General features: G+C 68.1%; 8 protein-coding genes. All 8 read right to left on the reverse strand.

Annotated elements, in window-relative coordinates:
* Positions 1–6 precede the first annotated feature (6 nt).
* The 8 genes from ACFWR9_RS15615 to ACFWR9_RS15650 all read right to left on the reverse strand — a co-directional run bounded on the left by ACFWR9_RS15615 (position 7) and on the right by ACFWR9_RS15650 (position 13,324).
* On the reverse strand, positions 7–1,638 hold the full coding sequence (locus ACFWR9_RS15615; protein ID WP_383841444.1) for an ABC transporter substrate-binding protein: 1,632 nt from the start codon (positions 1,636–1,638) through the stop codon (positions 7–9).
* Positions 1,639–1,827: 189 nt separating this feature from the next.
* On the reverse strand, positions 1,828–2,973 hold the full coding sequence (locus ACFWR9_RS15620; RefSeq protein WP_383841447.1) for an ABC transporter ATP-binding protein: 1,146 nt from the start codon (positions 2,971–2,973) through the stop codon (positions 1,828–1,830).
* Positions 2,974–3,000: 27 nt separating this feature from the next.
* Complete coding sequence (locus ACFWR9_RS15625) at positions 3,001–4,062, reverse strand: ABC transporter ATP-binding protein (RefSeq protein ID WP_383841450.1); 1,062 nt, start codon at positions 4,060–4,062, stop codon at positions 3,001–3,003.
* Between the two features lie 10 nt (positions 4,063–4,072).
* Positions 4,073–5,050, reverse strand: a complete 978-nt coding sequence (locus tag ACFWR9_RS15630) for an ABC transporter permease (RefSeq protein ID WP_383841452.1) — start codon at positions 5,048–5,050, stop codon at positions 4,073–4,075.
* A 111-nt stretch (positions 5,051–5,161) separates the two neighbouring features.
* On the reverse strand, positions 5,162–6,961 hold the full coding sequence (locus ACFWR9_RS15635) for an ABC transporter substrate-binding protein (RefSeq protein ID WP_383841456.1): 1,800 nt from the start codon (positions 6,959–6,961) through the stop codon (positions 5,162–5,164).
* Between the two features lie 111 nt (positions 6,962–7,072).
* Positions 7,073–8,104, reverse strand: a complete 1,032-nt coding sequence (locus tag ACFWR9_RS15640; RefSeq protein ID WP_383841459.1) for an ABC transporter permease — start codon at positions 8,102–8,104, stop codon at positions 7,073–7,075.
* Positions 8,105–8,990: 886 nt separating this feature from the next.
* Positions 8,991–10,907 carry a translational GTPase TypA gene (typA, locus tag ACFWR9_RS15645; RefSeq protein WP_383841462.1) on the reverse strand — a complete coding sequence of 639 codons (1,917 nt, stop codon included), beginning with the start codon at positions 10,905–10,907 and terminating at the stop codon, positions 8,991–8,993.
* 143 nt (positions 10,908–11,050) lie between these two features.
* Positions 11,051–13,324 carry an ABC transporter substrate-binding protein gene (locus ACFWR9_RS15650; protein ID WP_383841466.1) on the reverse strand — a complete coding sequence of 758 codons (2,274 nt, stop codon included), beginning with the start codon at positions 13,322–13,324 and terminating at the stop codon, positions 11,051–11,053.
* Positions 13,325–13,350 lie beyond the last annotated feature (26 nt).

Genomic DNA, 13,350 nt, shown 5'->3' on the forward strand with positions numbered 1-13,350 from the left:
GCCCCCTCAGCTCACCTTGATCTCGTTGTACACCGGGACGCTGAACGGGTTGAGCTCCACGTTGGAGAGCCGGTCCGAGTAGCCTGCGCTGCCGTTCTGGTACCAGAGCGGGATGGCGGCCATGTTGTCGCGGACGACCTCCTCGGCCTGCTGGAAGGTCTTGATGGCCTCTGCGGTGTCCGTCTGGCCGTTGGCCTTGTCGATCAGGTCGTCGAACTCCTGGTTGGACCACTTGCCGTCGTTGGAGGAGGCGTTGGTGTAGTAGAGCGGCTGGAGGAAGTTCTGGATGAGCGGGTAGTCCATCTGCCAGCCGGCGCGGAAGGGGCCGCTCATCTTCCGGTCGGTGATCTGGTTGCGGAAGTCGGCGAAGGTGCCGACGGGGTTGCCGACGCAGGCGCGGTCGTTGTCCAGGGCGTTGTTGATGGAGTTGCAGACCGCGTCGATCCACTGCTTGTGGGAGCCGGTGTCGGCGTTGTAGGTGATCTTGACCTGGCCGCCGGGGAGCCCGCCGCCGTCCCTGACCAGCTTCTTCGCCTCGTCGGGGTTGTAGTCGCAGGCGTCGCCGCAGAGGCCGGCCTTGTAGCCGCCGTCCTCGCCGAGGACCGGTGAGGTCCAGTCGGTGGCCGGGGTGCGGGTCTGCTGGAAGATCGTGTCGGTGATCTGCTTGCGGTCGATCGCCATGGACAGGCCCTTGCGGACCTTCTCGGACCCGGACTTGTTCCAGTCGTCGTCGTAGTAGGGGAAGGCGAGGGTCTGGATGATGCCGGCCGGGGTGTTGATGTACCGGTCGCCGAGGTCGTTCTCGACGTTCCTGAGCTGGGCGGCCGGGACGTCGTCGACGAGGTCGAGGTTGCCGGCCATCAGGTCGGTGTAGGCCGTGTTGTTGTCGGTGTAGACCTTCAGGTCGACGCCGCCGTTCTGGGCCTTGTCGGGACCCGGGTACTGCTCCCACGTGCGCAGGGACATCTGGGAGCCGCGGGTGTAGTTGTCCACCATGTACGGCCCGTTGCCGATGGGCTTCTGCAGCCAGGCGTCGTGGTCGTCGAAGAAGGCGCGGGGCAGTGGCGCGAAGGCCGGGTAACCGAGCGTGTCGGGGAACGTCGAGAACTTCTGACTGAGCTTCACGGTGAAGGTGAGCGGCCCGGTGACCTTGAGCCCGGAGAGCGTGTCGGCGCTCTGGTCGCCGCCGTCCTCGGGGTGCACCTTGTCGTAGCCGTCGATGTACGCGAAGAAGTAGGCGTTGCGCTGGTTGTTCTTCAGGCTCGCGCCGTAGTTCCAGGCGTCGACGAAGGACTGGGCGGTGACCTTCTCGCCGTTGCTGAAGGTCCAGCCGTCCTTGACGGTGACGGTGAAGTTCTGCGAGTCGGAGGTCTCGATCTTCTCGGCGAGCATGTCCTGCGCCTCGCCGGTCTCGGGGTCGTACTTCTTCAGCCCGCGGAAGATCATGTCGAGGACCTTGCCGCCCTGCACCTCGTTGGTGTTGGCCGGCTCCAGCGGGTTCTGGGGGTCGCCCCACGAGGAACTGAGCACGGCGCCGCTGACCCCACCACTGTCCCCGCCCCCGCCGCCGCAGGCCGTCGCCGCGAGGGCTACGGCCGCCGCGCATGCCGCCCATCGGGCGTGCGTCGCTCCGCGCATGGAGTGCCTCCTCGTGCCCTGACTCGTCCGCTGGTGCGTTCCCGGTCAGCTTCGGGCGGCTGGTGGCACGGCGCACACCCGTACGGTCCGTACGGGTTGCGGATGTCCGCCGGACGGGTGCCGGCGGTGGGCGGGCACGACGAAGGCGGGGACGGAAGTGGTGCTCCGGTCCCCGCCTTTGTCGCCGGTTCAGCTCTTGGCGACCGCCGCGCCGCCGCCGGCGCCGTCCTCCATCGCCTTCAGGCCCGGGTCCATGACGATGTCCTCGTCGCGGGCCTCGGTCGTGGGCTCCTCCGGGAAGTGGCAGGCCGTCAGGTGGCCCGCACGGTTGCCGGAGAGCTGCACCAGCGGCGGCTCCTCGGTCGCGCACTTGTCCTGCGCCTTCCAGCACCGGGTGCGGAACCGGCAGCCGGACGGCGGCGAGATCGGCGAGGGCACGTCGCCCTCCAGGCGGATCCGCTCACGCTTGACCGCGTCCAGGTCCGCCTCCGGCACGGCCGACAGCAGCGCGTGCGTGTACGGGTGGCGGGGCCGGTTGTAGAGCGAGGCGCGGTCCGCGATCTCCACGACCTTGCCGAGGTACATCACCGCGACGCGCTGCGAGAAGTGCCGCACGATCGCCAGGTCGTGGGCGATGAAGACGAACGCGATGCCCATCTCCCGCTGCACTTCCTGCAGCAGGTTGACCACCTGGGCCTGGATCGACACGTCGAGGGCCGAGACCGGCTCGTCGGCGACGATGAGCTTCGGCTGGAGGGCGACGGCGCGCGCGACGCCGATGCGCTGACGCTGGCCGCCGGAGAACTCGTGCGGGAAGCGGTTGTAGTGCTCCGGGTTGAGACCGACGATCTCCAGGAGCTCGCGGACGCGCTTCTCCCGGCCGCCGGGCGGGTTGATCCCGTTGATCTCCATCGGGCCCGAGATGATCGTGCCCACGGTCTGCCGCGGGTTCAGCGACGCGTACGGGTCCTGGAAGATCATCTGGATCTCGGACCGGATCGGCGCCAGCTGCCGCCGGTTGGCGCGGGTGATGTCCTCGCCCTTGTACTCGATCGTGCCCTGCGTGGGCTCGTACAGCCGGGTCAGCAGCCGGCCGGTCGTCGACTTGCCGCAGCCGGACTCGCCGACGAGGCCCAGGCTCTCGCCGGGGTAGACCGCGAAGTCGACGCCGTCGACGGCCTTGACGTGGCCGACGGTGCGTTTGATCGGGAAGCCGCCCTTGATGGGGAAGTGTTTCGTCAGGCCCCTGACCTGGAGAAGCGGCGCGGTGTCGCCGTCCCGCTGCTGCGGGAACGAGTCGGCCACCGCCGTTGTCGTCTTGGTGTTGTCGCTCATGGTGATGCCCCAGTCGCCGGTTTCCGCTCAGCCCAGCCGGGGCTGAATCTTCTCGATGAACACCTGCTGCCGCTGGTCCCCCGTCAGGTGACAGGCGGCGGCGCGGCCCCCGGGGAGCACCGGACGCTCACCGGAGCACCGGCTGCCGGACACCAGGTCGGTGAAGCCGCACCGCGGGTGGAAAGCACACCCCGAGGGCGGGTTCATCAGGGAGGGCGGCGATCCCGGGATCGGCATCAGCGGCTCGTCGATGTCCGAGGAGAGACTCGGCATCGATCCCAGCAGACCCCAGGTGTACGGGTGCTGCGGCGACTTGAGCACCTCACGCACCGAGCCGCGCTCGACGGCCCGGCCCGCGTACATGACCAGGATGTCGTCGGCCATGTTACCGACCACACCGAGGTCGTGGGTGATCATGATGATCGCGGAGCCGAACTCCTGCTGGAGGTCCTTGAGCAGGTCGAGGATCTGCGCCTGCACCGTCACGTCGAGGGCCGTGGTCGGCTCGTCGGCGATCAGCAGCTCCGGGTTGCAGGAGAGCGCCATGGCGATCATGGCGCGCTGCCGCATACCGCCGGAGAACTGGTGCGGGAAGTCGTCGACCCGCTGCGCCGGGTTCGGGATGCCGACCTTCTGAAGCAGGTCGATGGCGCGCACCCGGGCGTCCCTCTTGGACGCGCCGTCGTGCTTCATGAACGGCTCGCCGATCTGCCGGCCGACCGTGTAGTACGGCGACAGCGCGGTGAGCGCGTCCTGGAAGATCATCGCCATCTTCTTGCCGCGCAGCTTCTCCAGCTGCTTCTCACTGGCGTCGGTCAGCTCCTGGCCGTCCAGGGTGATCGAGCCGTCGACGGCGGTCTTCCGGCGGTCGTGCAGGCCGAGGACGGCCAGGTTGGTCACCGACTTGCCGGAGCCGGACTCGCCCACGATGCCGAGGGTCTGGCCGCGCGCCAGGTCGAAGGAGAGTCCGTCCACCGCCTTGACGACGCCGCCCTCGGTGGAGAAGTGGACCTTGAGGTCGCGCACCGAGAGAAAGGCGTCCCCCGCGGCGGCGGCCGGGGCCTCTTCGGGCTTGGTCTGAGTGGTCACGGTGGTTCTCCTAGGACAGGCGCACGCGCGGGTCGATGATGGCGTACACGGTGTCCACGATCAGGTTGAAGACGATGATGAGCGCGGCGCTGACCAGCATGACGCCCATCAGCATCGGCAGGTCCTTGTCACGGACGGAATCCAGTGCGAGCCGGCCGATCCCGGCCAGGCCGAACGTCATCTCGGTCACCATGCCGCCGCCCATGAGCGCGGACAGGTCGATACCGAGGATGGTGACGATGGGAACGAGCGATCCGCGCCACGCGTACCGGAAGAAGGTGTAGTTGCCCGACATGCCCTTGGCGCGGGCCGCTCTCACGTGTTCTTCCTGGAGTTGCTCGATCATCGACGAGCGGCTCATACGAGTGTAGTTGGCGGTGAAGATGGTCGCCATGACGACCCAGGGGATCAGCAGCCCCATGAACCAGCCGCCCAGGTCCTCGGAGAACGGCACGTACTTCGGCTTCTCCAGCCAGCCGGTGCTGAAGACGAACGCCAGCACCACGAGCGGGCCCAGGAAGTAGATCTGCAGGGAACTGACGACCAGCGACCCGGAGCTGAACACCTTGTCGATCCAGGTGCCGCGGTTCCTGGCGGCCAGCAGGCCGGCGCCGAGGCCGAGGGTGAGGAAGACGAGCAGGCTGCCGAGGGTCAGCGAGACGGTCACCGGGAAGCGGTCGAGGATCGTGTCCCAGACGTTCTGGTCGTTGGCGAAGGAGACGCCGAAGCAGGGGGCCGCGCAGTGGCCGACGGCGAAGTCACGGCCGGCGAAGATGCCGATCAGGAAGTTCCAGTACTGGACCGTGACCGGCTTGTCGAGGCCCATGTTCTTGTGGATGATCTCCAGCGCGTCCGGAGTGCAGTTCTTGCCACACGCCAGCAGGGCCGGGTCCTGCGGGATCGCGAAGAACATGAAGAAGGTGAAGGCACTGATCAACACCAGGATCAGCACCGCGCCGAAGGACCGGCGAATGAGGAATTGAAGCATGGCAGACAGCTGCTCTCAGGACTGCGGCAGTCGGATGGGGAGGTCTGGAGGAGTCCGGGCCCGGTGGGGGCGCTCCGCCGCGCGCCCCCACCGGTTTCCCGACCGAACGGACTACTTCTTGAGGAAGATCCGGGTCACGTCCACGTAGCTCGAGTCCGAGCTGTAGCGGATGCCGCCGATGTTCGAACCGAAGATCTGGAAGACCTTGGTGTAGTACAGCGGGGCGGCCGGGTTGACTTCCTTGGAGATGTACTCGCTCAGCTCGGCCCAGGCCTTGGTGGCCTCCTCCGGGTTGGCGATCTTCTGGATGCGCTTGATCTCGGAGTTCACGTGGTCGTCGTTGATGTGCGAGTAGTTCGACGCGCCGTCCTGGATCTGCGTGCCGTCGTACACCGGCGGGATGACCGTGGAGGCGGACGGCCAGTCCTGGCCCCAGCCGGTCATGTAGAGGTCGTAGCCGTTCTTGACCTTGCCGACCTGCTCGTACCAGGTGGCGGAGTCGATCTCCTTCTTCTGGATGTCCAGACCGATCTTCTCCAGCGCGGTGGCGATCAGGACGGCCTGCTGCTGCCGGGTCGGCGTGTTGGCGTAGGCGTAGACGAGGCTCTTGCCGTCGAAGCCGCCTTCCTTGATCAGCTTCTTGGCGGCCTCGATGTCACCGTTCGGCTTCTTGGCGCGGTTGAACGGGTCGAATTCCCCGTCGTAGCCCGGTGTCGTGGGCGAGAGCAGCGAGTTGGCGACCTCACCGCCGTAGGCGCCACCGTCCGCCTTGAAGACCGAGGCGGCGGGCAGCGCCAGGGTGATCGCGTCGCGGAGCTTCTTGTCCTTGATGCGGTCCAGGTTGAAGTTGAGCTGCCACACGTAGGGGGCGTAGCCCTGGATCGTGCGGTTCTGCATCGCCTGCTTGTCGCCGACGACCTTCTGGAGCTGGGTGGTGGCGACCTGGCCCGTGAACATCATCGCGTTCTTGGCCTCGCCCTGGTCGGCGAGGAGGGTCTTGGTCTGGTCCTCGTCGTCGTGGTTCATCGAGATGTTGAACCCGTCGACGTACTGGTGGCGCACCGAGTCGGACTTGGGGTCCCACTGGGTGTTCTTGACCAGCTTCATCGACTTGCCCGGCTTGAATTCGGCGATCTTGTACGGGCCGACGGCGACGGGGGCGGAGTCGTACTTCTCCTTGGTGTCCGTCTCCTCCGGCACGACGCTGTAACCGGGCATGGTCAGCATCTGCGGGAGGTCCGGGCGGGCTTCCTTGAAGTGGAAGACGATCGTCTTGTCGTCCGGTGTCTCCAGGACGGACTTCGGCAGGTGCTTGCCCTTGTCCGGACCCGCGTAGGCGTCGCGGTAGGTGGTGCCGTCACCGGACAGCCACTGCTGGAGGTAGGTCGGGCCGTCGGTGATGTAGTTCGAGTACAGGCGCTCGACCGTGTTGCGGATGTCCGCGGCGTTGATCGGGTTCCCGTTCGCGTCCTTCAGGTTGTCCTTCAGGGTGTACGTCCAGGTCTTGCCGCCCTCGGACGACTTGCCCGCGTCGGTGGCGAGGTCGCCCACGACGGTCAGGTTGCCGTTCTCGTCCTCGCTGTACTGGGTCAGGCCGCGGAAGATGAGGCGGCCGAGCAGCTTGCCGTCCGAGACGTAGATCTGACCCGGGTCCAGGTGCGAGAAGTCCGCCTCCTGGTAAACGGTCGCGATGCCGCCCGGCTGGGCGCCCTCGACGTCGGGAGCCGGACCGGTGGACGCCGCGGCGTCACCGATCTGGACCGGCTTCGACTGCGACTTGGCGTCCTCCTTCTGCTTGCTGTTGTCCTTGGAGGAGCTGTCGCTGCCACCACCGCAGGCGGTGAGAGTCAGGGCGCCGGCTGCGACCGCGACGATGGCGGCCGAGGCGGTGCGGTTACGGAAGATGCTCATAGGGACGAATCCACCTGCCTGTGAGTAGTGAGCACTGCTGGTACGTGGCCGGAGCCGGGCTGAGCGGCGCCGGACCGGCCGGGCGAGGACGTGGGGGGATTCCCCTGGGCCTCAGCGGTTTCCCTTGGGATCGAAGGCGTCCCGCACCGAGTCACCGAGGAGGTTGAAGGCCACCATGAAGATCACCATGGCCGCTCCAGGGAAGAGCATGTAGTACGGATCCTGCTCGACGATGTTGGCGCCGATGGCGAACATCCGCCCCCAGTCCGGCGTGGGCTCGACGTACCCCACGCCCACGAAGGACAGGAACGCGATGCTGAGGATGGTGCTCGGCAGCGTGAGCGTCGCCTGTACCAACGTCGGAGTGACGATGTTGGGCAGCAGTTCCTTGCGGAGGATGCGCCAGGGCGAGGCCCCGGAGATGCGCGCCGCCTCGATGAACTCCCGGTCGCGCAGGGACATCGTGGCGCCGCGGACGATGCGGGCCATGCTCATCCATCCCAGGAAGGACAGCACGATGATGATCGCGCTGGCGCGCACGTAGGTGGGCGTCTCCTTGTCCGGGGCGACGAACACCGTGGTGATGACGGGCATCGCCGCGACGAAGAACAGCTGGCTGGGCAGGGCCATGAAGAAGTCGGTGATCCGGCCGAGCCAGTAGTCGATCTTCCCGCCGAAGTAGCCGCCGGCGAGACCGATCAGGACACCCAGCACCGTCATGATGAGGGTGGCGGCCAGTGCCGTGGCCATCGAGTTGCGCATGCCGTACAGCAGTTGGGTGAACACGTCCCGGCCCAGGCCCGGTTCGATACCGAACCAGAACTCGCCGTCGATGCCGCCGAACGGCGCGGCGGGCATGGTGAACATGTCCAGGAGGTCGGGGTTCTCCTGCCCGTACAGCGTGTACGGGTCCTTGCCGTACACCATCGAGATCAGCGGCGCCGCGGCCGCGATCACGAAGAAGAACAGGACGACGAAGGCAGAGATCACACCGGCGCGGTCGCGCTTGAAGCGCGCCCACATCAACTGTCCGGGCTTGCGCCCTTCCGGCTCCTTGGTCTCCGGGGCGTCACCCTGCGGCGCGCTCTCTTTGTCCAAGACGGAAGAGGCTTCAGCACCCTCAATCTCGATTGGACTCGTCATGATTCGTCCATTTCACAGGTTGGAGGTCGTCGGGAGTGCACGGGTTCCGACGGCCTTCGCACGGCGTACGTCTTTCGCAGCGCGCGAGGGGAACAACGACTCAGGGGCGGCACCGCCCCCTGGAGAACCCTGGCTCGCGGTCGGGGCTACCGACCGACGGCACGCGTCGTCAAGGAAGTTCGCGACGCCGCGCCGCTGCCGCATCAACCGTTGCGGCACTGAACGCACCCGCGGGGCCTACACCTGCCATCGGGAACGATGCGACCCATATGGCGCTTGTGGCACCTCGCATGGGTTCCTCCTCATGAATCCGCTGGTTCACCGCAAAGAGGAGCACACGACACATCCCGGCCACTCACCGGTGACCGGAGATCGCCTGGCGCCCTCGCGCTCGCGAGCCTGCGCCCCGTCAGCGCGTGACCCGTTTATCCGAGCTCTACGCGCCTAACTATCTGCCATCCTCCGGGGAACGAACCACAGGTTCGAGGTCTCGGTTCGATCACAGATAGGGGCCAGATCTTTCAAAATCCGGACAAAGGGTTTGGTGCGAGATCGCTGCGAAACGGACTTGTTACACATCTAACGGGAGTCACTGTCCGTATAACGGACGTCCGCGCGACGGAAATTGATTGCGCGTGACCCTCGGGAGGTGCAAGCTGACAGACAGCTCTGTCCCGCGTCGGACTCGACCCTCGCCCTTGAGCGCGATGCCCCGGGTGCTCCCGCGCAGGTTAGTGCCGGCGGGCCCGCCCGGCGTCGGCCCGCGCCAAAATCGAGGGTTTTCCCTACCTCTTCTCTTTCGGTCATATCTTTCGGTCATACGAAACGGCACCGGACACCACGTAAGCCGTGGTGTCCGGTGCCGTCTTGGTGCGGGAGTGCGGGATCAGCCGTGCTTGGCGCGGCTCGCGGCGCGGGCGCGCTCGCGGGCGTCCAGGTTCACCTTGCGGATGCGGACCGCCTCCGGGGTCACCTCGACGCACTCGTCGTCGCGGCAGAACTCCAGCGACTGCTCCAGCGAGAGCTTGCGCGGCGGGACGATCGCCTCGAACGAATCGGCCGAGGCCGACCGCATGTTGGTGAGCTTCTTCTCCTTGGTGATGTTGACGTCCATGTCGTCGGCGCGGGAGTTCTCGCCGACGATCATGCCCTCGTACACCTCGGTGCCGGGCTCCGTGAAGAGCACCCCGCGCTCCTGGAGGTTCGTCATCGCGAACGCGGTGACGGCGCCGGAACGGTCGGCGACCAGGGAGCCGTTGTTGCGGGTCGTGAGGGTGCCGAACCAGGGCTCGTGGCCCTCGTGGATGGAGTGGGCGATACCCGTGCCGCGGGTCTGGGTGAGGAACTCCGTCCGGAATCCGATCAGACCGCGGGAGGGCACCACGAACTCCATGCGGACCCAGCCCGAACCGTGGTTGGACATGTTGTCCATGCGGCCCTTGCGTACGCCCATGACCTGCGTGACGGCGCCCATGTGCTCCTCGGGCACGTCGATCGTCATGCGCTCGACGGGCTCGTGCGTCTTGCCGTCGACCTCCTTGGTGACGACCTGCGGCTTGCCGATCGTCAGCTCGAAGCCCTCGCGGCGCATCTGCTCGACCAGGATGGCCAGCGCCAGCTCACCGCGGCCCTGCACCTCCCAGGCGTCCGGGCGCTCGGTGTCCAGGACGCGGAGCGAGACGTTGCCGATCAGCTCTCGGTCCAGGCGGTCCTTGACCTGGCGGGCGGTGACCTTGCGGTCCTTGACGGCCGCCTTGCCGTCCGCGCCCTTGCCGGTCGCGCCGCGGCCGACCAGCGGGGAGGTGTTGGTGCCGATGGTCATGGAGATCGCGGGCTCGTCCACCGTGATCAGCGGCAGCGGGACCGGGTTCTCCAGGTCGGCCAGGGTCTCGCCGATCATGATGTCGGGGATACCGGCGACCGCGCAGATGTCACCCGGGCCGGCCTTCTCGGCGGGCTTGCGGGTGAGCGCCTCGGTCATCATCAGCTCGGAGATCCGCACGTTGGACACGGACCCGTCGCGCTTCATCCAGGCGACCGTCTGGCCCTTCTTCAGCTCGCCCTGGTGGACGCGGAGCAGGGCGATACGGCCGAGGAAGTTGTCCGCGTCCAGGTTGGTCACGTGCGCCTGGAGCGGGGCAGCCTCGTCGTAGACCGGGGCCGGGATGTAGTCGAGGATCGTCGAGAAAAACGGCTCCAGGCTGGTGGAGTCCGAGGGGACCGTGCCGTCGTCGGGCTTGGTGAGGGAGGCGATGCCGTCCCGGCCGCACGCGTAGACGATCGGGAACTCGATCTGCTCCTCGTCGGCGTCCAGGTCGAGGAAGAGGTCGTAGGTCTCGTTGACGACCTCGTCGATCCGGGCGTCCGGACGGTCCGTCTTGTTGATGCAGAGGATGATCGGCAGCCGCTGGCTGAGCGCCTTGCGCAGCACGAAGCGGGTCTGCGGCAGCGGACCCTCGGAGGCGTCCACGAGCAGGACGACGCCGTCGACCATCGACAGACCGCGCTCGACCTCACCGCCGAAGTCGGCGTGGCCGGGGGTGTCGATGATGTTGATGGTGATGACGTCCCCCCCGTCCTTCGGGTGGTACTTCACCGCCGTGTTCTTGGCGAGGATCGTGATGCCCTTCTCACGCTCCAGGTCGTTCGAGTCCATCATGCGGTCGTCGACGCCCTCGAGCTGGTGGGCGGCGAAGGCACCGGCCTGCTTCAGCATGCCGTCGACGATGGTGGTCTTGCCGTGGTCGACGTGGGCGACGATGGCGACGTTGCGGATGTCGTGACGCGTTGTAGACGCAGCCATATGAGGCGTACTCCCGGAGGGTGTGAGGACGGCCCTCGCGTACGTCCGTGTCACGCGGGCCTGCCGGGCGGTACATGCCACGGCCTCACCCAATGGTACGGGGCCCCGGGGACCGGGGCTTGCCGGGAGGGTGGGGACGGGCTTCAGGACGAGGGCGTGGCCGAGGGCCGGGGGCCGTTCGCGCCCTTCTTCAGGAAGCCCATGTCCTGGTAAATCGGCGTCTCGAAACCGAAGGCACCCGCGTTGGCGAGGTTCTTCCGGGCCGCGATCAGCTGGGGCCGCTGGTAGAGCGGGATGGAGCCGGCCGCCGCCCAGATCCGCGAGTCGGCCTTGCGCAGCAGGTCCCGGGCCTCTCCCTCGTCCAGGGTGCCCATGGCCCGGTCGAAGAGCTGGTCGACCTGGTCGGTGCCGACCCGGGTGTAGTTCTGCGCGACGTTCAGGGAGCCGTCGGCGGCGGGGACGGGCTTGGCGTAGATGGGGCGGGCGTCGGTGGCGGGGAAGGCGGAGGCGGGCCAGGAGTAGAGCGCCAGGTCGTACTCGCCGGAGGCGATGTGGTCCTTGAAGTAGCTCTCGTCCGGCACCTTGGTGATGTCGGTGCCGACGCCGATCTTCTCCAGCATGTCCGAGACGCGGTCGGCGACGGTGCGCAGCGCGTCGGAGCCGGGTCCCGAGGGGAGCACGAAGCGCAGGGTGAGCGCCTTGCCGTCCTTGGCGACGGGGGCCTCGGCGGCGGCCGGGGCGGCGGTGCCCTTGGGGGCGTAGGCGCCGGGGGCGCCGCCCTGCGCGGTGTTCTTTCCGCTGCTGTGCTTCTCGCCGCTCTCCTGGTCGGTGCCGTCGTCGCCGTCCTGGTTCTTCTCGTCGTCGCCGTCCCGGTTCTTCTCGTCGTCGCCGTCCCGGTTCTTCTCGTCGTCGCCGTCCCGGTTCTTCTCGTCCTCGCCGACGATGTACGTCCCGTCGTCGTCGCCGTCCTCGGACTTCTTGCCGTCGCCGTCCTTGTCGCCCTCGGCGCCGGCCGCCTTCTCGCCCTTCTTGGGCTTCTTCACCGGGCCGCCGGGCACCCATCCCGCGTCCGCGAGCAGCGCTCGGGCCTCCTTGGCGTCCTGCTCGCCGAGCGCGCCGCTGCCGTCGGCGTAGGCGGGCTGGCCGGCCAGCGCGAGGTGGCTGCCGACCGGCTCGGCCGGCAGGCCCAGCGGCCCCAGGACCGCCTTGGCCAGCTTCTTCCGGTCCAGGGCGCGGGCCACGGCCCGGCGGACGCGCTCGTCGGCGAGGGGGCCGTCGGCGCCGTTGAGGGCGAGCTGGGTGTAGGCGGGCTCCAGGGACTTGCGCACCTCGAAGCCGCTCAGCGCCCGCTGCCTGCGTTCCCGCTTGGCCAGGGCCTCCTCCCGCTCCTCGCGGGCGAGGGTCTCCTCCTCGGCGGCGTCCTCGTCGGAGCCGTTGGCGATGGCCCAGGAGCGCAGCGCCCGCGCGGCCGACCTGCCCTGCGGTCCTGTGGCGGGGCCGCCCTCCGGGCCCATCAGCGGGGTGCCGGCGTCGCGGGGGCGGGCGGCCACGGCGACCTCCTCGGCGGTGTCCGGGTCGATCTCCGCGAGGTCGAGCTTGCCCGCGGCGAGCTGGGAGACCCGCTTCTCGCGGGGGACGGCGCGCAGCACGATCTGCTCCAGTTTGGCCGGCTCACCCCACCAGCGCGGGTTGCCGGTGAGGACGACCTCGTCCTCCTTGGTCTCGACCCGCTCGACGGCGAAGGGTCCCGCGGTGACCTTGAGCTCACGCCGGGCGCCGTCGTTGAAGGCGTCGGGGGTGCCCATGACGTCCTTCGGGTACAGCGGCGTGAACAGGGACTTCCAGTCGGCGTAGGGCCGGCTGAAGGTGACCTTGACCTCCAGGTCGTCGCCGCCGCGCTCGATCTTCTCGATGCGGTCGTAGCCGGCGTTGCGGGCGGTCCAGTACGCGCTGTCCTTGCCGGACAGGGCGCGCCACTGGGCGGCGAAGTCGGCGGCGCCGATCTCCCGGCCGTCGCTCCAGACCGCCTGCTGGTTCAGCTGGTAGACGACGACCTGTTTGGGCTCGGTGTCGACGACCTCGGCCGACTCCAGGTAGTCGGGGTTGCGGACCGGGCGGCCGGTCTCGTCCATCCGGTACATCGAGGGCAGTACGGCCTGCGCGACGCGGGCGGTGGTCGCGTCGGCGTCGGACTGGAAGGCGTTCAGGGTCTCCGGCACGGAGTCCGCGGCCCAGCGCAGGGTGCCGCCGTCGGAGATCCGGGCGCGGGCCGCGGCGGCGATGTCCTGCGCGGCGAGCGGCTTGCCCGACGGCTCCTCGGAGGTGCAGCCGGCCAGCGCGGGGACCGCGAGGACGCCCGCGGTGAGGAAGGCGACCGAGCGCGTGACAGCGCGCGGTCCGACGCCGACGTGGGACATCTCTGCTACCTCCGGAAGGCCGCGGG

The sequence above is a fragment of the Streptomyces sp. NPDC058534 genome (assembly GCF_042717365.1).
In the GTDB taxonomy this organism is placed as follows: Bacteria; Actinomycetota; Actinomycetes; order Streptomycetales; family Streptomycetaceae; genus Streptomyces.